The organism is Herbaspirillum sp. WTB6, from assembly GCF_057457785.1.
This window is the reverse complement of sequence record NZ_CP176522.1, coordinates 1667261-1685717: the sequence shown is the minus strand read 5'-3', so window position 1 is coordinate 1685717 and position 18457 is coordinate 1667261. Positions and strand designations below refer to the sequence as shown.

Annotated in this window: 21 protein-coding genes; 20 read left to right on the top strand and 1 reads right to left on the bottom strand. The window is 58.5% G+C overall.

The genetic code is table 11. The features are described 5' to 3' along the window. The first annotated feature begins 76 nt into the window (after positions 1-76). The gene (gene rpoC / locus ACK2VC_RS07840) at positions 77-4309 is read left to right on the top strand and encodes a DNA-directed RNA polymerase subunit beta' (RefSeq protein WP_486733035.1); all 4233 of its coding nucleotides are present in this window, start codon (positions 77-79) and stop codon (positions 4307-4309) included. 185 nt (positions 4310-4494) lie between these two features. Here rpoC and ACK2VC_RS07835 read toward each other — a convergent pair whose 3' ends face one another. Continuing rightward, positions 4495-6276, bottom strand: coding sequence for a phosphoethanolamine transferase (locus ACK2VC_RS07835; protein WP_486733034.1), 1782 nt, complete (start codon positions 6274-6276; stop codon positions 4495-4497). A 437-nt stretch (positions 6277-6713) separates the two neighbouring features. On the opposite strand from ACK2VC_RS07835, the gene rpsL reads away from it, so the two are divergent. From rpsL to rpsN, 19 genes are all read left to right on the top strand, one after another. Beyond that, positions 6714-7097, top strand: a complete 384-nt coding sequence (rpsL, locus tag ACK2VC_RS07830; protein ID WP_486733033.1) for a 30S ribosomal protein S12 — start codon at positions 6714-6716, stop codon at positions 7095-7097. 132 nt (positions 7098-7229) lie between these two features. Continuing rightward, on the top strand, positions 7230-7700 hold the full coding sequence (gene rpsG, locus ACK2VC_RS07825; protein ID WP_486733032.1) for a 30S ribosomal protein S7: 471 nt from the start codon (positions 7230-7232) through the stop codon (positions 7698-7700). A gap of 129 nt (positions 7701-7829) precedes the next feature. Then, entirely contained in the window at positions 7830-9935 is a 2106-nt protein-coding gene (fusA, locus tag ACK2VC_RS07820) for an elongation factor G (protein WP_486733031.1), read from the top strand. A gap of 95 nt (positions 9936-10030) precedes the next feature. Further along, positions 10031-11221 (top strand): elongation factor Tu, encoded by a 1191-nt coding sequence (tuf, locus tag ACK2VC_RS07815; protein WP_486733030.1) that lies wholly within the window; start codon positions 10031-10033, stop codon positions 11219-11221. A 97-nt stretch (positions 11222-11318) separates the two neighbouring features. After that, positions 11319-11636, top strand: a complete 318-nt coding sequence (gene rpsJ / locus ACK2VC_RS07810; RefSeq protein WP_486733029.1) for a 30S ribosomal protein S10 — start codon at positions 11319-11321, stop codon at positions 11634-11636. Between the two features lie 242 nt (positions 11637-11878). Further along, on the top strand, positions 11879-12541 hold the full coding sequence (gene rplC, locus ACK2VC_RS07805) for a 50S ribosomal protein L3 (RefSeq protein ID WP_486733028.1): 663 nt from the start codon (positions 11879-11881) through the stop codon (positions 12539-12541). 3 nt (positions 12542-12544) lie between these two features. Beyond that, positions 12545-13165 (top strand): 50S ribosomal protein L4, encoded by a 621-nt coding sequence (rplD, locus tag ACK2VC_RS07800; RefSeq protein ID WP_486733027.1) that lies wholly within the window; start codon positions 12545-12547, stop codon positions 13163-13165. Continuing rightward, positions 13162-13479, top strand: coding sequence for a 50S ribosomal protein L23 (rplW, locus tag ACK2VC_RS07795; RefSeq protein ID WP_486733026.1), 318 nt, complete (start codon positions 13162-13164; stop codon positions 13477-13479). The genes rplD and rplW overlap by 4 nt, the downstream gene beginning before the upstream one ends. Beyond that, positions 13479-14306: a 50S ribosomal protein L2 gene (gene rplB, locus ACK2VC_RS07790; RefSeq protein WP_486733025.1), complete on the top strand. Its 828-nt coding sequence runs from the start codon at positions 13479-13481 to the stop codon at positions 14304-14306. Before rplW ends, rplB begins: the two co-directional genes overlap by 1 nt. Positions 14307-14316: 10 nt before the next feature. Continuing rightward, positions 14317-14592 (top strand): 30S ribosomal protein S19, encoded by a 276-nt coding sequence (gene rpsS, locus ACK2VC_RS07785; protein ID WP_486733024.1) that lies wholly within the window; start codon positions 14317-14319, stop codon positions 14590-14592. Between the two features lie 5 nt (positions 14593-14597). Then, complete coding sequence (rplV, locus tag ACK2VC_RS07780) at positions 14598-14930, top strand: 50S ribosomal protein L22 (protein WP_486733023.1); 333 nt, start codon at positions 14598-14600, stop codon at positions 14928-14930. A gap of 9 nt (positions 14931-14939) precedes the next feature. Continuing rightward, the gene (gene rpsC, locus ACK2VC_RS07775; RefSeq protein ID WP_486733022.1) at positions 14940-15794 is read left to right on the top strand and encodes a 30S ribosomal protein S3; all 855 of its coding nucleotides are present in this window, start codon (positions 14940-14942) and stop codon (positions 15792-15794) included. Between the two features lie 2 nt (positions 15795-15796). Beyond that, a complete protein-coding gene (gene rplP, locus ACK2VC_RS07770) occupies positions 15797-16216 on the top strand; it encodes a 50S ribosomal protein L16 (RefSeq protein WP_486733021.1) in 420 nt (139 codons plus the stop codon). 12 nt (positions 16217-16228) lie between these two features. Further along, the gene (gene rpmC, locus ACK2VC_RS07765; RefSeq protein ID WP_486733020.1) at positions 16229-16423 is read left to right on the top strand and encodes a 50S ribosomal protein L29; all 195 of its coding nucleotides are present in this window, start codon (positions 16229-16231) and stop codon (positions 16421-16423) included. After that, positions 16420-16692 carry a 30S ribosomal protein S17 gene (gene rpsQ / locus ACK2VC_RS07760; RefSeq protein WP_486733019.1) on the top strand — a complete coding sequence of 91 codons (273 nt, stop codon included), beginning with the start codon at positions 16420-16422 and terminating at the stop codon, positions 16690-16692. The genes rpmC and rpsQ overlap by 4 nt, the downstream gene beginning before the upstream one ends. Before the next feature lie 205 nt (positions 16693-16897). Beyond that, positions 16898-17266: a 50S ribosomal protein L14 gene (rplN, locus tag ACK2VC_RS07755; RefSeq protein ID WP_486733018.1), complete on the top strand. Its 369-nt coding sequence runs from the start codon at positions 16898-16900 to the stop codon at positions 17264-17266. Positions 17267-17275: 9 nt separating this feature from the next. Beyond that, positions 17276-17590 (top strand): 50S ribosomal protein L24, encoded by a 315-nt coding sequence (rplX, locus tag ACK2VC_RS07750; RefSeq protein ID WP_486733017.1) that lies wholly within the window; start codon positions 17276-17278, stop codon positions 17588-17590. A 6-nt stretch (positions 17591-17596) separates the two neighbouring features. Next, positions 17597-18136, top strand: a complete 540-nt coding sequence (rplE, locus tag ACK2VC_RS07745; RefSeq protein ID WP_486733016.1) for a 50S ribosomal protein L5 — start codon at positions 17597-17599, stop codon at positions 18134-18136. Between the two features lie 7 nt (positions 18137-18143). Continuing rightward, positions 18144-18449, top strand: a complete 306-nt coding sequence (rpsN, locus tag ACK2VC_RS07740) for a 30S ribosomal protein S14 (protein ID WP_486733015.1) — start codon at positions 18144-18146, stop codon at positions 18447-18449. Positions 18450-18457 lie beyond the last annotated feature (8 nt).

The window sequence follows — 18457 nt, the reverse complement described above, 5'->3', positions numbered from 1 at the left end:
GATGGAAGTGATTCCGCAGCAAGTGAACTGATTAGTACGGCAAAAGAAATTTTTCTCACGCCAACTGGAGTGAAACATGAAAGCATTGCTAGATTTATTCAAGCAAGTACAGCAAAACGAACAATTCGACGCGATCAAGATCGGTCTGGCGTCGCCTGAAAAAATCCGTTCCTGGTCCTACGGCGAAGTCAAGAAGCCGGAAACCATCAACTACCGTACCTTCAAGCCGGAACGCGACGGCCTGTTTTGCGCCAAGATCTTCGGCCCGATCAAGGACTACGAGTGCTTGTGCGGCAAGTACAAGCGCCTGAAGCATCGCGGCGTGATCTGCGAAAAGTGCGGCGTCGAAGTCACGCTGGCCAAGGTGCGCCGCGAACGCATGGGCCACATCGAACTGGCGTCGCCGACCGCGCACATCTGGTTTCTGAAGTCGCTGCCGTCGCGCCTGGGTATGGTGCTCGACATGACTTTGCGCGACATCGAACGCGTGCTGTACTTCGAAGCCTATGTCGTGACCGACCCCGGCATGACGCCGCTGAAGAAGTGCCAGATCATGTCGGAAGACGACTACGCCGCCAAGTATGAAGAACATGGTGACGAGTTCACCGCATTCATGGGTGCCGAAGGCATCCGCGAGCTGCTGCGTTCGATCGACATCGATCGCGAAGCCGAGACCTTGCGCACCGAGTTGAAGGAATCCAAGTCCGAAGCCAAGATCAAGAAATACGCGAAACGGCTGAAAGTGCTGGAAGCATTCCAGCGCTCCGGCATCAAGCCGGACTGGATGATCATGGAAGTGCTGCCGGTGCTGCCGCCGGAACTGCGCCCATTGGTGCCGCTGGACGGCGGCCGCTTTGCGACTTCCGACCTGAACGATTTGTATCGCCGCGTGATCAACCGCAACAACCGCCTGAAGCGGCTGATGGAATTGCGCGCGCCGGAAATCATCACGCGCAATGAAAAGCGCATGCTGCAGGAAGCAGTCGATTCGCTGCTGGACAATGGCCGCCGCGGTAAGGCGATGACTGGCGCCAACAAGCGTCCGCTGAAGTCGCTGGCCGAAATGATCAAGGGCAAGGGCGGTCGTTTCCGCCAGAACTTGCTGGGCAAGCGCGTCGACTACTCCGGCCGCTCGGTGATCGTGGTCGGCCCGCAATTGAAATTGCATCAGTGCGGCCTGCCGAAACTGATGGCGCTGGAACTGTTCAAGCCTTTCATCTTCAACAAGCTGGAACTGATGGGTCTGGCGACCACGATCAAGGCCGCCAAGAAGCTGGTCGAGATCCAGGAACCGGTAGTGTGGGACATCCTGGAAGAAGTGATCCGCGAGCATCCGGTGATGCTGAACCGCGCGCCGACGCTGCACCGTCTCGGTATCCAGGCGTTCGAGCCGGTCCTGATCGAAGGCAAGGCGATCCAGCTGCATCCGCTGGTATGCGCGGCGTTCAACGCCGACTTCGACGGCGACCAGATGGCGGTCCACGTGCCCTTGTCGATCGAGGCGCAGATGGAAGCGCGCACGCTGATGCTGGCTTCCAACAACATCCTGTTCCCGTCCAACGGCGAGCCGTCGATCGTGCCGTCGCAGGATATCGTGCTCGGCCTGTACTACGCCACCCGCGAGAAAATCAACGGCAAGGGCGAGGGCATGATGTTCCCGGACGTGTCGGAAGTGATTCGCGCCTACGACAACAAGGAAGTCGAACTGGCGACCCGCATCACGGTGCGCATCACCGAATATCCGAAGGACGCGGAAACGGGCGAATTCGTGCAGACCGTCAATCGCTACGAAACCACCGTCGGTCGTGCGATCCTGTCGGAAATCCTGCCCAAGGGCCTGCCGTTCTCGGTCTTGAACCGGGCACTGAAGAAAAAGGAAATTTCGAAACTGATCAACATCTCGTTCCGCAAGTGCGGCCTGCGTGCGACCGTGGTGTTTGCCGACAAGTTGATGCAATCGGGGTTCCGCCTGGCGACCCGCGCCGGTATCTCGATCTGCGTTGACGACATGCTGGTGCCGCCGCAAAAGGTCAAACTGATCGCTGCTGCCGAGCACGAAGTCAAGCAGATCGAGCAGCAGTACGCGTCGGGCCTGGTGACCGCCGGCGAGCGCTACAACAAGGTGGTCGACATCTGGGGCAAGACCGGCGACGAAGTCGGCAAGGCGATGATGGAGCAGCTGAAGGTCGAGGACGTGGTCAGGCGCGACGGCAGCAAGGGCACGCAGGAATCGTTCAACGCGATTTATATGATGGCCGACTCCGGCGCGCGCGGTTCCGCCGCGCAGATTCGCCAGTTGGCCGGCATGCGCGGCCTGATGGCGAAGCCGGACGGTTCGATCATCGAAACGCCGATCACCGCGAACTTCCGCGAAGGTTTGAACGTGCTGCAGTACTTCATCTCGACCCACGGCGCCCGTAAAGGCTTGGCCGATACCGCGCTGAAGACCGCCAACTCGGGTTACCTGACCCGTCGTCTGGTCGACGTCACCCAGGATCTGGTGGTGATCGAGGACGATTGCGGCACCGGCAACGGCGTCTCGATGAAGGCACTGGTGGAAGGCGGCGAAGTGATCGAAGCGCTGCGCGACCGCGTGCTGGGCCGGGTTGCGGCGAACGACATCGTCAATCCGGAAACCCAGGCCACGTTGTACGAAGCCGGCACCTTGCTGGATGAGGATGCGGTGGAAGAGATCGAGCGCCTCGGCATTGACGAAGTCAAGGTACGCACGCCGCTGACCTGCGATACGCGCTATGGCCTGTGCGCCAAATGCTACGGCCGCGATCTCGGCCGCGGCTCGCTGGTCAATGCCGGCGAGGCGGTCGGCGTGGTCGCCGCGCAGTCGATCGGCGAACCGGGTACGCAGTTGACGATGCGGACCTTCCACATCGGCGGTGCGGCGTCGCGCGCGGCGGTGGCCTCCGGCGTGGAAGCCAAGTCGAACGGCACCGCGCGCTTCTCGGCCACCATGCGCTACCTGACCAACGGCAAGGGCGAACAGATCGTCATTTCGCGTTCCGGCGAAGTGCTGATCACCGACGACCATGGCCGCGAGCGCGAGCGCCATAAGGTGCCGTACGGCGCCACGCTGATCGTCAAGGACGGCATGGCACTCAAGGCTGGCACCGTGCTGGCCACCTGGGATCCGCTGACGCGCCCGGTGATCACCGAGTATGCCGGTACCGTGCGTTTCGAGAACGTCGAGGAAGGCGTGACCGTGGCGCGCCAGGTGGACGACGTCACCGGCCTGTCGACGCTGGTCGTGATCGACGCCAAACGGCGCAGCACGGCCACCAAGACGGTGCGCCCGCAGGTCAAGCTGTTGAACGAGCAGGGCGAGGAAGTCAAGATCGCCGGCACCGAACACTCGGTGACGATCGGCTTCCAGGTCGGCGCGCTGATCACCGTCAAGGACGGCCAGCAAGTTACCGCCGGCGAAGTGCTGGCGCGGATTCCAACCGAATCGCAGAAAACCCGCGACATCACCGGCGGTCTGCCGCGCGTCGCTGAGCTGTTCGAGGCGCGTTCGCCGAAGGACGCCGGCATGCTGGCGGAAGTCACCGGCACGGTCGCGTTCGGCAAGGAAACCAAGGGCAAGCAGCGCCTGGAAATCACCGACATGGATGGCCAGAAGCACGAGTTCCTGATCACCAAGGACAAGCAGGTGCTGGTGCACGACGGCCAGGTGGTGAACAAGGGTGAGATGATCGTTGACGGCCCGGCCGATCCGCAGGACATCCTGCGCCTGTTGGGAATCGAAGCCTTGGCGCGCTACATCGTCGACGAAGTGCAGGACGTCTACCGCCTGCAGGGTGTGAAGATCAACGACAAGCACATCGAAGTGATCGTGCGCCAGATGCTGCGCCGGGTGCAAGTGGTCGATCCGGGCGACACCAACTACATCACCGGCGAGCAGGTCGAGCGTTCCGAACTGCTGGACGAGAACGACCGCGTGATCGCCGAAGACAAGCTCCCGGCGACCTACGAAAACGTGCTGCTCGGCATCACCAAGGCCTCGCTGTCGACCGATTCGTTCATCTCGGCGGCCTCGTTCCAGGAAACCACGCGCGTGCTGACCGAAGCGGCGATCATGGGCAAGAAGGATGGCCTGCGCGGCTTGAAGGAAAACGTCATCGTCGGCCGCCTGATTCCGGCCGGTACCGGCCTGGCGTTCCACCGCGCCCGCAAGGAGAAGGACACTTGGGAAGCGGAAGAGCGTGCGGCCTTGCTGGAAGCTGAAAAGCTGGCGCATGCGGCGGAAGCCGAGGTGCATTCGGAAACCGCCGGCCCGGTTGACGGCGAAGCGTAATCCAGCCACTTGGCAGACAGAAACGGCGCCGGAGCAATTCCGGCGCCGTTTTTTTATCTGGGGCTGCCCGGCTGGTTACCCTGAAACCCCGCTTGGGATAGGTCGTTTTCCGATACTCTATGGGTTATAGGAAAATTACGGGCTTGTGATCTTCAAAATTTGAACATACTCCACGCTTTTCACCGCTACTTTCGCGCCAGCGGGGTACCCTTGTCGATCACCTCGCGGCAATCGCCCTTGAAGCTGGCATTGTCATAATTGCTCCAGCCGTAGCTGTCGACATAGCGCGCATGCGGCCGCCAGTGCTCGCTGAAGATGCTCCACTCCAGCCGCTGATCCGGATAGCGGATATCCGCCAGATCGAGCAGGGAGTGAAAAATGTTTTCGGTCGAGAGCGGCGCATCCTTGTGCCGCCGCAACTGGCCCAGCTTGGCCGGCCAGGTTGCGCTCCAGGCGTCGGAATACCAGACCAGCGCCGGCACATGAAACTCGTATTGCGTGTTATGTCCATGCAGCGCCAGCTTGCATGCGCCGTCATACAGCGTCTGGCCATGATCGGACACATACAGCATTGCCGCCAATTGCTGCGTGGCGCGCAGCCGCTCGATCACTTGCGCCAGAATCCAGTCGGTGTACAGGATCGAATTGTCATAACTGTTGTTGATCGCCGCCCTGAGGTCCGGATCGGTCAGCGCCGGGCGCTCCAATCCGCGCAGCGACGGCTGCCAGCGCTCATACTGCGGCGGGTAGCGGTGGGCGTAGTTCCAGTGGCTGCCGAGGGTGTGCAGCACGATCAGTTTCTTGCCCGCCGGATCGGTCAGCGCTCGTTGTAGTGCCGGCAGCAGGTCCTGGTCGAGCCGGGTATCGTCCCTGAAATTGCCCGGATTCAGAAAGCGCGTGACGTCGGCTTCGCTGGCGTAGACCGATACCGGCGTATCGAACTTCCCGAACGACATCTGGTTCGACAGCCACCAAGTCTTGAAGCCTGCTTCGCGAAAGGCGCTGATGAAGGATTTTTCGGCAAACTCAGGGCGCAGGCTTTGCCTTGCCGGCTTGCGCGACATGATGAGCGGCACCGACAGCCGGGTGGCCGACACCGGCGTCACCAAGTCGCCCAGACTCACCAGATTGGGTTCCGTCTGCAGCCGCGGTGTGGTGGCGCGCGCATAGCCGTTCAGGCCCCAGCGGTCGTAGCGTGCCGATTCGCCGACCACCACGACCACCACTTGCGGTCGCGTCGCCGTGGCGCCTTGCCGTGCGCCGAAGGAAAAACGCTCGCTGTGCCCGATCAGGCTGCCCAGGTATTGCCGCTCCTTCCAGAATTCATACAGGAGAGCCCCCAGCCCGAATGGCCGGCTGGCCGAGAACACGTTGGCGCTGACGGGCTGCGCGGCCCAGGCAGCCAGGCTGTCGATGCCATTGCCAGCGGTTGGCGCCGGATTCGTGGGGCCGTCTTGCGCGTTGGCCGGCGCCGTTGGCGGGCGCGCGTAAAGCCCGAGGCCAAGGCCCAAGGCCAGCAGCGCCAGCGCACTGGCGCGCGAGCGGCCGCGCCAGTCGAGTTCGGGCGTGCCACGGGCCGCTTGCCATGACAGCCACCACCAACCGGCGGCACCGGCCAGCGCCGCCGGCAGCAGCCAGGCGTGGCCGCCGAGGAATTCGAGCGCTTCGCCCGGGCTGCTCTCCACCAGGATGCCAAGATGGTGGGCAGAAAGCGACTGGCCGTAGAAGCGCTGCAGATAGATATCTGCCGGCAACGCCAGAAAGGCCGGCAGCAATAGCCAGTGAAAGCGGACAGGTCGCTGGCACACAGCCCATAACAGTAACCAGCCGACGACTTCGGCCAGCAGGATTGCGGCCGGCTGCTGGACACTGCCGCCCCAGGCCAGCGGCAGAAACGGTGGCGCTGACAGCGCCAGATAAGTCGCCAATACCAGCAAATTGGCAGGGCGAGGCAATAGAGCGCGCATCAGAATGAGTTTGAGTGAGGCTTCATCAGCATCAGGCGCGATCGCCGTCGCCCACTTCCGGCTGGAATAATGGGGGTATTAGCATTTTGAGTTTATTATGTGCGCCCAAGCCATTTTCACCACATGGAGTATAAGATTCTGGCGGAACTAGCCGCGGGCATTGTGCGGCATTTGCACCGATACGTGGCGCAGCGGTTTTTTCAGGATTCGACATTGACGGCGCCGGTATACCGGCATATACTCGCGAGTTCTCGATTTTAAGCTCTGCTGGGCTTAAGCGTTCTTTGGTCTGCTATTTCGCTTCCTGCGACGCTTCTCCTCCAACTCAAATCGAACCTGCACCGAATCAATCCGATTCAGGCGCAATGATTTTCCAGTCTCCCGGACAACCGCTTTCGGGAATGTGTTTAATGCCGTAATTTTGTTGGATTAAAACGATGCCAACCATCAATCAACTGATTCGCCAGCCGCGCGTTTCGGCCACCGTCAAGAGCAAGTCTCCTGCGTTGGAAAACAGCCCGCAAAAGCGCGGCGTCTGCACCCGCGTCTATACGACCACCCCGAAAAAACCGAACTCGGCCTTGCGTAAAGTCGCCAAGGTGCGCCTGACCAACGGTTTCGAGGTCATTTCGTACATCGGCGGCGAAGGCCACAACCTGCAAGAGCACAGCGTCGTTCTGCTGCGCGGCGGTCGCGTCAAGGATTTGCCGGGTGTGCGCTACCACATGGTGCGCGGTGCGCTGGATACCCAAGGCGTCAAGGACCGCAAGCAGGCGCGTTCCAAGTACGGTGCCAAGCGCGCCAAGGCCGCCAAGAAGTAATCGTCTTTGCCGGCGCAAGCTGGCAGCTGAGTCGGTCCCGGATGGGCCGAGTAAGTGGGCAGTCATGAGGGCTGTCCGCGAGCGCGCGGTGAATTGCACTCCGCGCTCAACTGAAGATCGAAAGGAATTGATATGCCACGTCGTCGCGAAGTCCCGAAACGGGAAATTCTGCCGGATCCGAAATTCGGCAATGTGGATGTTGCCAAGTTCGTCAACATCCTGATGCTGTCCGGCAAGAAGTCGGTCGCTGAAAACATCATCTATGGTGCGTTCGACCATATTCAGGCCAAAACTGGGAAGGATCCGCTGGAGGTGTTTCTGGCCGCCATCAACAACTGCAAGCCGATGGTCGAAGTCAAGTCGCGTCGCGTTGGCGGCGCCAACTACCAGGTCCCGGTCGAAGTGCGTCCGGTGCGCCGCATGGCGCTGTCGATGCGCTGGCTGCGCGAGGCTGCCAACAAGCGCAGCGAAAAATCCATGCCGCAGCGGCTGGGCGGTGAGTTGATGGAGGCGGCAGAAAGCCGCGGTGGCGCCATGAAGAAGCGCGATGAAGTGCACCGCATGGCAGAGGCTAACAAGGCATTTTCCCACTTCCGCTTCTGATGGATTGAAGGATCGCGCCGGACTGCGTTGCTGGCGTGCCTATTTATGTAATTTGTTCGAAGCCGGGCACATTTTTCTCGCTAAAAATGACGCCCGGTTTTGTTCGTTAAAGAGATATTGGATCAAATCATGGCCCGCAAGACACCCATTGAGCGTTATCGCAACATTGGTATTTCGGCTCACATTGACGCCGGCAAAACCACGACCACCGAGCGCGTCCTGTTTTATACCGGCGTAAACCACAAGCTGGGTGAGGTGCATGATGGTGCGGCAACCACCGACTGGATGGCGCAGGAGCAAGAGCGCGGCATCACGATTACCTCGTCGGCGGTTACCTGCTATTGGAAGGGGATGGCAAACAATTTCCCTTCGCATCACATCAACATCATCGATACCCCCGGTCACGTCGACTTCACGATTGAGGTTGAGCGCTCGATGCGCGTGCTGGATGGTGCTTGCATGGTTTACTGTGCGGTCGGTGGCGTACAGCCGCAATCGGAAACTGTGTGGCGTCAAGCGAACAAGCACAATGTCCCGCGCTTGGCGTTCGTCAACAAGATGGATCGTACTGGCGCCAACTTCTTCAAGGTTTACGACCAAATGCGTTCCCGTTTGAGGGCCAACCCGGTTCCCATTCAGGTTCCAATTGGCGCTGAAGACCACTTTGCAGGCGTGATCGACCTGGTCAAGATGAAGTCGGTCATTTGGGACGATGCCTCGCAAGGCATGAAGTTCGAATACGGTGAAATCCCGGAAAATCTGGTTGCCGAAGCCAATAAGTGGCGCGAAAACATGGTCGAGGCTGCTGCGGAAGCGTCCGAAGAGCTGATGAACAAATACCTGGAAGAGGGGAGTTTGTCCGAGGCAGAAATCAAGGCGGCGATCCGTCAGCGGACGATTGCGGGTGAAATCGTGCCAATGATGTGTGGTACGGCCTTTAAGAACAAGGGCGTGCAGGCGATGCTGGACGCGGTGGTCGATTATTTGCCTTCGCCGGTAGATATTCCGCCGGTGCCGGGCGTGAACGAAGATGAAGAGCCGGTGGTGCGCAGGTCGGAAGATGACGAAAAATTCTCGGCCCTGGCGTTCAAGATTGCGACCGATCCGTTCGTTGGCCAACTGTGCTTCATCCGCTGCTATTCGGGTACCTTGAATTCGGGCGATACCGTTTTTAACTCGGTAAAGCAGAAAAAGGAACGTATTGGCCGGATTGTGCAAATGCAGGCCAATGAGCGCGAAGAAATCAAGGAAATGCGTGCTGGCGATATCGCTGCCGTGGTTGGTTTGAAAGAAACCACGACTGGCGACACGCTGTGCGACGACAAGGCGATCGTGGTTCTGGAGCGCATGGTCTTCCCCGAGCCGGTGATTTCGCAGGCGGTGGAACCAAAAACCAAGGCCGACCAGGAAAAGATGGGCCTGGCGCTGAACCGGTTGGCGGCTGAAGATCCCTCGTTCCGTGTGCGTACCGACGAAGAGTCGGGTCAGACCATCATCGCCGGCATGGGTGAGTTGCACCTGGATATTATCGTTGACCGCATGAAGCGCGAGTTCAACGTCGAGGCGACGGTCGGCAAGCCGCAGGTGGCCTACCGCGAAACGATTCGCAAGACTTGCGAAGAAATCGAAGGTAAATTCGTCAAGCAATCCGGTGGTCGCGGTCAATACGGTCACGTGGTTTTGAAGATTGAGCCGCAAGAACCGGGCAAGGGCTTCGAGTTCGTTGACGCCATCAAGGGCGGTACCGTTCCGCGCGAATACATTCCGGCAGTCGAGAAGGGTGTGCGCGAAACGCTGAATGCAGGTGTGCTCGCTGGTTACCCGGTGGTGGACGTCAAGGTCACGCTGTTTTTCGGTTCCTACCATGACGTCGATTCGAACGAAAATGCCTTCCGCATGGCTGCGTCGATGGCGTTCAAGGATGGTTGCCGCAAGGCCAGCCCGGTGATACTGGAGCCGATGATGGCGGTCGAGGTCGAAACCCCGGAGGACTACGCTGGTAACGTGATGGGTGACTTGTCCTCGCGGCGCGGTATGGTGCAGGGCATGGACGAAATCGCTGGCGGCGGCGGCAAAATTATCAAAGCCGAAGTGCCTTTGTCCGAGATGTTCGGTTACGCGACGACATTGCGGTCCGCAACGCAAGGCCGCGCGACCTATACGATGGAATTCAAGCACTACTCGGAAGCGCCGAAAAACGTCATCGACGCGATCGTCAGTGCCAAGGCTAAGTAACATAAATCCAGTTCGGGGCAGGGTGTCGGCACGCAAGCGGTCGATCAACTCTGTCCCGCAATGCATAAAATCATTCTTTTTGAAGGAATTTTAAAATGGCAAAGAGCAAGTTTGAGCGGACGAAACCGCACGTGAATGTGGGCACGATTGGACACGTGGATCACGGCAAGACGACCCTGACGGCGGCGATTGCGACGGTGTTGTCGAAGAAATTTGGTGGCGAAGCCAAGGGCTACGACCAGATCGACAACGCGCCGGAAGAAAAGGCGCGCGGCATCACCATCAACACCTCGCACGTCGAATACGAAACCACGGCGCGCCACTACGCCCACGTCGACTGCCCGGGCCACGCCGACTACGTCAAGAACATGATCACCGGCGCTGCGCAAATGGACGGCGCGATCCTGGTCTGCTCGGCCGCCGACGGCCCGATGCCGCAAACGCGCGAACACATCCTGTTGGCGCGCCAGGTCGGCGTACCCTACATCATCGTGTTCTTGAACAAATGCGACATGGTCGACGACGCCGAATTGCTCGAACTGGTCGAAATGGAAGTGCGCGAACTGCTCTCCAAATACGAATTTCCGGGCGACGACCTGCCGATCATCAAAGGCTCGGCCAAGCTCGCGCTCGAAGGCGACACCGGCCCGCTCGGCGAGCAAGCGATCCTGGCGCTGGCCGATGCGCTCGACACCTACATCCCGACCCCGGAACGCGCCATCGACGGCGCCTTCCTGATGCCGGTCGAAGACGTCTTCTCGATCTCCGGCCGCGGCACCGTGGTCACCGGCCGGGTTGAGCGCGGCATCATCAAGGTTGGTGAAGAAATCGAAATCGTCGGCATCCGCGACACCCAAAAGACCACCTGCACCGGCGTTGAAATGTTCCGCAAGCTGCTGGATCAAGGGCAAGCGGGCGACAACGTCGGCGTGCTGCTGCGCGGCACCAAGCGCGAAGACGTCGAGCGCGGCCAAGTGCTGGCCAAGCCGGGCACCATCAAGCCGCACAAGCACTTCACCGGCGAAATCTACGTGCTGTCCAAGGATGAAGGCGGTCGTCACACCCCGTTCTTCAACAACTACCGTCCGCAATTCTACTTCCGCACCACCGACGTCACCGGCTCGATCGAACTGCCGAAGGACAAGGAAATGGTCATGCCGGGCGACAACGTCTCGATCACGGTGCAACTGATCAACCCGATCGCGATGGAAGAAGGCTTGCGCTTCGCGATCCGCGAAGGCGGTCGTACCGTTGGTGCCGGTGTGGTGGCGAAGATTATCGAATGATTTCCCGGCTCCCGAGCCGGCATGCAGATTGATGCAGTCTGATTGATATGCTGCAAGCGGATTCCCGCTTGCAGCTCGTTCTTTAAAGGAAAAAAAGATGGCTACCCCGAACCAGAAAATCCGTATCCGCCTAAAGGCATTTGATTACCGGCTGATCGATCAGTCGGCGCTGGAGATCGTCGATACCGCAAAGCGTACCGGCGCCGTGGTCAAAGGGCCGGTGCCCCTGCCGACGCGGATTCAGCGCTTCGACGTGTTGCGTTCGCCGCACGTCAACAAGACTTCGCGCGATCAGTTCGAAATTCGCACTCACGTGCGCTTGATGGATATCGTCGACCCGACTGACAAGACGGTCGATGCCCTGATGAAGCTGGATCTGCCGGCGGGTGTTGACGTCGAAATCAAGCTGCAATAACCGGATTGCATGGGGCGTTGGCATGCGGTTGCATGCCAACGCCCCGGAGTCGCCTGAGTTCGGCGGTTGGGGCGGTCAGTGTGCCGACCAATTCCGGCTGGGCTGATTTGAATGATCCGCGTATTTAAGTATTGTGGAAAAAAAAGCGCCGCGCTATAATGCTCGGCTTCGGTAAGAATACCTATCGTGTTCTTGCGTTATCAAGCAGTATCAATATCAGCCCCGCCCAATCGTAGGTGGGAATGGAGAAAACGATGAGCCTGGGCCTTGTTGGTCGCAAGGTTGGAATGATGCGCATCTTTACGGATGACGGGGATTCGATCCCTGTAACCGTGCTGGATGTCTCCAACAACCGTGTCACTCAAATCAAAACGCCGGACGTGGATGGTTATTCCGCTGTTCAGGTCGCATTCGGTCAGCGTCGCGCCTCGCGCGTCAATAAAGCTGCCGCCGGTCACTACGCCAAAGCAGGTGTTGAGGCGGGGACTGTTCTCAAAGAATTTCGTATCGATGCCGGTCAAGCTGCTGCAATGAAGGCGGGCGACGTGGTCGCCGTCAGTCTGTTTGCGGCTGGTCAGATGGTGGATGTGCAAGGCACTTCTATCGGCAAAGGCTACGCGGGTACGATCAAGCGTTACAACTTCGCTTCCGGGCGTGCCAGTCACGGTAACTCGCGTTCGCACAACGTGCCGGGTTCGATCGGTATGGCGCAGGATCCGGGTCGCGTGTTTCCGGGTAAGCGCATGACCGGTCACATGGGTGATGTGACTTGTACCGTGCAAAACCTGGAAATTGCCCGGGTCGATGCCGAGCGTCAGTTGTTGCTGGTGAAGGGGGCGGTGCCGGGTGCCAAAAATGGCCAGGTAATCGTCTCGCCGGCGGTCAAAGTCAAGAAAGGGGCTTAACAGATGGAACTCAAGCTCCTTAACGAACAGGGTCAGGCGGCTTCCAATGTGGTGGCGCCGGATACCATTTTTGGTCGCGATTACAACGAAGCCCTGATCCATCAGGTCGTCGTCGCGTATCAGGCGAACGCCCGCAGCGGTAACCGCAAGCAGAAAGATCGTGAAGAGGTGCATCACACGACCAAGAAGCCGTGGCGCCAAAAGGGTACCGGTCGTGCGCGTGCCGGTATGTCGTCGTCGCCGCTGTGGCGGGGTGGTGGTCGCATCTTCCCGAATTCGCCGGAAGAGAATTTTTCGCACAAGGTCAACAAGAAAATGTATCGCGCAGGTGTCTGCTCGATCCTTTCCCAGTTGGCGCGCGAGGGGCGTCTGTCGGTCATCGAGGGTTTGACGATCGAGGCGCCCAAAACCAAATTGTTGTCGCAAAAACTGAAGGGCATGGGATTGGATTCCGTGCTGGTGATTACCGATAGTCTTGAAGAGAACCTGTTCCTGGCCTCGCGCAATCTGCCAAGCGTGCTGATTGTCGAGCCGCATCAGGCGGATCCGGTGTCGCTGGTGTTCTACAAGAAAATCCTGATCACCAAGCTGGCCCTGGCAAAGATCGAGGAGATGCTGGCATGAGCGCAATGGCAAAACATAGCGAAGAGCGCTTGATGAAAGTGTTGCTGGCGCCGGTGATTTCCGAGAAGGCGACGATGCTGGCCGAGAAGCGCGAGCAGGTCGTGTTCCTGGTGATACCCGATGCTACCAAGCTGGAAGTCAAGGCGGCGGTCGAGCTGCTGTTCAAGGTCGAGGTCGAGTCGGTGCAGGTTGCCAATCGCATGGGCAAGCAAAAGCGGTCCGGAAGATTCAATGGTCGCCGCAATCACACTCGGCGTGCATTCGTGTGCCTGAAGCCCGGCCAGGAAATCAACTTTACCGAGGAGGCTAAATAATGGCACTGGTTAAAGTAAAGCCAACCTCGCCTGGCCGTCGCGGCATGGTCAAGGTGGTCAATGCTGATCTGTACAAGGGGCGGCCCTTTGCTGCTCTGACCGAGAAAAAATCAAAGAGCGCCGGCCGCAACAATAACGGGCATATCACCACCCGTCATATTGGTGGGGGGCACAAGCAGCATTACCGTGTCATCGATTTCCGTCGTAACAAGGACGGTATTCCTGCCAAGGTTGAGCGGATCGAATACGACCCGAACCGGAGCGCCAACATTGCGCTGTTGTGCTATGCCGATGGCGAGCGTCAATACATCATCGCGACCAAGGGTATGGCGGTCGGCGATCAGTTGATGAACGGTTCGGAAGCGCCGATCAAATCCGGCAATTGCCTGCCGATCCGCAATATTCCGGTCGGCACCACGATGCATTGCATCGAGATGTTGCCTGGCAAGGGTGCGCAAATTGCACGCAGCGCCGGCGCCGGTGTGGTATTGATGGCGCGTGAAGGCACTTATGCCCAGGTGCGCCTGCGTTCGGGTGAGGTGCGCCGGGTGCACATCGAGTGCCGCGCAACGATTGGCGAGGTAGGCAATGGTGAGCACAACCTGCGCAAGATCGGCAAAGCCGGCGCCATGCGTTGGCGTGGTATCCGTCCGACTGTGCGCGGTGTGGTGATGAACCCGGTTGATCACCCGCACGGTGGCGGTGAAGGCAAAACGGCGGCTGGTCGTCATCCGGTCTCTCCGTGGGGTCAGCAAACGAAGGGCAAGCGGACGCGCCGCAACAAGCGCACCACTTCGATGATCGTTTCGCGCCGCGGCAAGAAATAAGGAATAGCACATGACACGTTCATTGAAAAAAGGGCCGTTCTGCGACGCCCATCTGGTGAAGAAGGTCGAAACCGCTCAGGCGGTGAAAGACAAGAAACCGATTAAAACCTGGTCGCGTCGTTCGACCATCATGCCGGACTTCATCGGGTTGACGATTGCGGTGCATAACGGCAAGCAGCATGTGCCGGTGTACATATCCGAAAACATGGTCGGGCATAAGCTCGGCGAGTTCGCGCTGACTCGGACCTTCAAGGGTCATGCCGCCGACAAAAAGGCTAAGAGATAAGGTGCATGATGGAAACTAAAGCTACCCTGCGCGGCGTGCGACTGTCGGCTCAAAAGGGCCGTCTGGTCGCCGACTTGGTCCGCGGAAAAAAAGTGGATCAGGCGCTCAATATTTTGACTTTCAGCCCGAAAAAAGGCGCGGTGATCATCAAGAAAGTGCTCGAATCCGCGATCGCGAACGCCGAGCACAATGATGGTGCCGATATTGACGAATTGAAAGTCAAGACGATTTATGTCGAAAAAGGTTCGGTCTTGAAGCGTTTTACCGCGCGTGCGAAAGGCCGGGGTGATCGTATCTCGAAACAATCCTGTCACATTTACGTGACTGTTGGCAATTAAGGAGTCACGATGGGACAGAAGATACATCCAACCGGTTTTCGTCTTTCGGTAACTCGCAACTGGGGTTCGCGCTGGTATGCTGGTAGCGCCAACTTTGCCAGCATGCTGAATGAAGACCTGAAGGTTCGTGCGTACCTGAAGACCAAGCTGAAGAATGCATCGGTGGCGCGGGTCGTCATCGAGCGGCCGGCCAAGAATGCCCGGATCACGATTTATAGTTCGCGCCCGGGCGTGGTTATCGGCAAAAAGGGCGAGGACATTGAAGTCCTGAAGCAGGCGCTGACCAAGATGATGGGCGTGCCGGTGCATGTCAATATCGAGGAAATCCGCAAACCGGAAACCGATGCGCAGCTGATCGCCGACTCGATTGCCCAGCAATTGGAAAAGCGGATCATGTTCCGCCGCGCGATGAAGCGGGCGATGCAAAACGCCATGCGCCTTGGCGCCCAAGGTATCAAGATCATGTCTTCCGGTCGCCTGAATGGCATCGAGATCGCGCGCAAGGAGTGGTATCGCGAAGGCCGGGTGCCGTTGCATACGCTGCGGGCAGAGATTGACTACGGTTTTGGCGAAGCGCAAACCACTTACGGCATCATTGGCATCAAGGTGTGGGTATACAAGGGTGATCGCTTGGCAAATGGCGAAGCTCCGACCCTGGAAAGCACGGCCGATGATGATCGCAAACGTCGCGGTCCGCGTCGTGATGACGGTAAGCCGGCGGGGCGGCCTCGTGCCAAGCGCCCTGAGGGTGCCGCTCCGACAGCTGCAGCGCCGGTGGCTGCCAAGCAGCGGGTGCGCACCAAGAAAGCGGATGACGCGGCCAGCGGCGCCGACGGCGCAACAGCCGAGAAAGCAGGAGAATAACCATGCTGCAACCAGCACGCAGAAAATATCGTAAAGAACAGAAGGGCCGCAATACCGGCATTTCGCACTCGCGTGGAACCGCGGTGTCATTTGGCGAATTCGGCCTGAAGGCAATCGGCCGCGGTCGTATCACCGCACGCCAGATCGAGGCTGCACGGCGCGCCATGACGCGTCACATCAAGCGCGGCGGTCGGATCTGGATCCGGATTTTCCCGGATAAGCCAATTTCGCAAAAGCCGGCCGAGGTTCGGATGGGTAACGGTAAGGGTAACCCCGAGTTCTACGTTGCCGAAATTCAGCCAGGCAAAATGTTGTATGAAATGGATGGCGTCGATGAAGCGTTGGCGCGTGAAGCGTTCCGCCTGGCCGCCGCAAAATTGCCGCTGCAAACGACTTTTGTCGTGCGCCAGATCGGCCAATAAGAGGAGTGGATCATGAAAGCAACTGAACTCCGCGCTAAGGACCAAGCTGCGTTGGCCAAGGAATTGCGTGACTTGCTCAAGGCGCAGTTCGGCCTCCGCATGCAGGTGGCAACGCAACAACTTGGCAATACTGCCCAACTCAAGAAGGTGCGCCGGGATATCGCGCGCGTGAAAACGGTCATGAATCAGAAGGATGCGCAGCAATGAACGATACGGTGAAGCAGTCGTCGAAGCGTACGCTGATCGGCAAGGTTGTCTCCGACAAGATGGACAAGACGATTACGGTGCTGATCGAGCGCCACGTCAAGCACCCGCTATACGGCAAGATCATCACGCGCAGCAACAAATACCACGCGCATGACGAATCGAACCAGGCCAAGGCTGGCGATGTCGTGGAAATCCAGGAGGGCCGTCCGATTTCAAAGACCAAAGCCTGGACTGTGACGCGTATCGTTCAGGTAGCACAGGTAATTTAAGTTTTTGTTGCGCATCAGCGATTGCACTGTCATAATTGTCGGCTTGGCTGTTATCCAGATCAGCCAAGAGCGCAGCAGCAGCAGTAAACTTTGGAAATTGTCCACCTAAACAGCCCGCTTGCAGTACGGCCGGCTGACAGGACCAAGACTGGCCGCCACCTCACATCGTGTGAATCAGGCGGGTTAAGTTGGGAAAGAGAATATTATGATTCAAACTGAAAGCCGGCTCGAAGTGGCCGACAACACCGGTGCGCGCGAAGTAATGTGCATCAAGGTGCTAGGTGGTTCCAAAAGGCGGTATGCCGGGATTGGCGACATCATCAAGGTGACGGTGAAGGCGGCGGCGCCGCGTGGCCGCGTCAAGAAGGGCGAGATCTATAACGCCGTGGTGGTTCGTACCGCCAAGGGCGTGCGCCGTCAGGATGGCTCGCTGGTCAAGTTCGACGGCAATGCGGCGGTGTTGCTGAATGCCAAGCTGGAGCCGATTGGTACGCGTATTTTTGGGCCGGTTACCCGTGAATTGCGCACCGAGCGCTTCATGAAAATCGTGTCGCTTGCGCCGGAAGTTCTGTAAGGGGTCGTCATGAGTAAAATTCGAAAAAACGACGAGGTGATCGTGCTGGCCGGCAAGGACAAGGGTAAGCGCGGTGTCGTCAAGCAACGGGTAGACGCGGAATACGTCATCGTCGAGGGGGTGAATGTCGCGAAAAAAGCGACCAAGCCGAATCCGATGGCTGGCACGACCGGCGGCATCGTCGATAAGTTGATGCCGATTCATGTATCGAATATTGCATTGTTCAATGCGGCAACTGGCAAGGCGGATCGTGTGGGCTACAAGACGGTGGACGGCAATAAGGTTCGCGTTTTCAAGTCCAGTGGTGAAGTCGTTAAGGTGTAACAGATCATGGTCCGTCTTCAAGAATTCTATAAAGAAAAGGTCGTTACCGATCTAGTTGCCAAATTTGGCTACAAATCGGTAATGGAAGTGCCGCGTATTCAGAAAATTACCCTGAACATGGGGTTGTCGGAGGCGGTAGCCGACAAGAAAATTATCGAGCATGCGGTGGGTGATCTGACTAAGATCGCAGGCCAAAAGCCGGTCGTGACCAAGGCGCGCAAGGCAATCGCCGGTTTCAAGATTCGCGAGGGTTATCCGATCGGTTGCATGGTGACCTTGCGTGGCGCCCGCATGTATGAGTTTCTCGATCGCTTCATCACGGTGGCGTTGCCCCGCGTGCGCGATTTCCGCGGCATTTCGGGGCGCGCCTTCGATGGTCGGGGTAATTACAATATCGGCGTCAAGGAACAGATCATTTTCCCTGAAATCGAGTACGACAAGATCGATTTGCTGCGTGGCTTGAATATCAGCATCACGACGACAGCAAAAACCGACGATGAAGCGAAGGCGCTTCTCGCCGCATTTAAATTTCCGTTCAGAAACTGAGGTCGCCATGGCAAAACTGGCACTGATTAACCGTGAACAAAAGCGCGCGGATCTGGTGAAAAAATTCACCGGCAAGCGGGCCGAGTTGAAGGCAATCATCAACGATCAATCGAAATCGGACGAAGAGCGTTATGAGGCGCGCCTGAAGTTGCAGGCTCTGCCGCGTAATTCCGCGCCGACCCGTCAGCGTAATCGTTGTGCAATTACGGGTCGCCCACGTGGCACATACCGCATGTTCGGTCTGGGTCGCACCAAACTCCGCGAAGCCGCCATGCGTGGTGAAATCCCGGGTATGACTAAAGCCAGCTGGTAATAGGAGGA

Excerpts from the sequence above, each read along its gene's own strand:
- rplN (WP_486733018.1), top strand. The coding sequence starts at position 16,898 with ATGATTCAAACTGAAAGCCGGCTCGAAGTGGCCGACAACACCGGTGCG.
- rplW (WP_486733026.1), top strand. The coding sequence starts at position 13,162 with ATGAGCGCAATGGCAAAACATAGCGAAGAGCGCTTGATGAAAGTGTTG.
- rpsG (WP_486733032.1), top strand. The coding sequence starts at position 7,230 with ATGCCACGTCGTCGCGAAGTCCCGAAACGGGAAATTCTGCCGGATCCG.
- rpsC (WP_486733022.1), top strand. The coding sequence starts at position 14,940 with ATGGGACAGAAGATACATCCAACCGGTTTTCGTCTTTCGGTAACTCGC.
- rplP (WP_486733021.1), top strand. The coding sequence starts at position 15,797 with ATGCTGCAACCAGCACGCAGAAAATATCGTAAAGAACAGAAGGGCCGC.
- rpoC (WP_486733035.1), top strand. The coding sequence starts at position 77 with ATGAAAGCATTGCTAGATTTATTCAAGCAAGTACAGCAAAACGAACAA.
- rpsJ (WP_486733029.1), top strand. The coding sequence starts at position 11,319 with ATGGCTACCCCGAACCAGAAAATCCGTATCCGCCTAAAGGCATTTGAT.
- rpsS (WP_486733024.1), top strand. The coding sequence starts at position 14,317 with ATGACACGTTCATTGAAAAAAGGGCCGTTCTGCGACGCCCATCTGGTG.
- rplV (WP_486733023.1), top strand. The coding sequence starts at position 14,598 with ATGATGGAAACTAAAGCTACCCTGCGCGGCGTGCGACTGTCGGCTCAA.
- fusA (WP_486733031.1), top strand. The coding sequence starts at position 7,830 with ATGGCCCGCAAGACACCCATTGAGCGTTATCGCAACATTGGTATTTCG.
- rplX (WP_486733017.1), top strand. The coding sequence starts at position 17,276 with ATGAGTAAAATTCGAAAAAACGACGAGGTGATCGTGCTGGCCGGCAAG.
- rpsN (WP_486733015.1), top strand. The coding sequence starts at position 18,144 with ATGGCAAAACTGGCACTGATTAACCGTGAACAAAAGCGCGCGGATCTG.
- rpsQ (WP_486733019.1), top strand. The coding sequence starts at position 16,420 with ATGAACGATACGGTGAAGCAGTCGTCGAAGCGTACGCTGATCGGCAAG.
- ACK2VC_RS07835 (WP_486733034.1), bottom strand. The coding sequence starts at position 6,276 with ATGCGCGCTCTATTGCCTCGCCCTGCCAATTTGCTGGTATTGGCGACT.
- rplC (WP_486733028.1), top strand. The coding sequence starts at position 11,879 with ATGGAGAAAACGATGAGCCTGGGCCTTGTTGGTCGCAAGGTTGGAATG.
- tuf (WP_486733030.1), top strand. The coding sequence starts at position 10,031 with ATGGCAAAGAGCAAGTTTGAGCGGACGAAACCGCACGTGAATGTGGGC.
- rplD (WP_486733027.1), top strand. The coding sequence starts at position 12,545 with ATGGAACTCAAGCTCCTTAACGAACAGGGTCAGGCGGCTTCCAATGTG.
- rplE (WP_486733016.1), top strand. The coding sequence starts at position 17,597 with ATGGTCCGTCTTCAAGAATTCTATAAAGAAAAGGTCGTTACCGATCTA.
- rplB (WP_486733025.1), top strand. The coding sequence starts at position 13,479 with ATGGCACTGGTTAAAGTAAAGCCAACCTCGCCTGGCCGTCGCGGCATG.
- rpmC (WP_486733020.1), top strand. The coding sequence starts at position 16,229 with ATGAAAGCAACTGAACTCCGCGCTAAGGACCAAGCTGCGTTGGCCAAG.
- rpsL (WP_486733033.1), top strand. The coding sequence starts at position 6,714 with ATGCCAACCATCAATCAACTGATTCGCCAGCCGCGCGTTTCGGCCACC.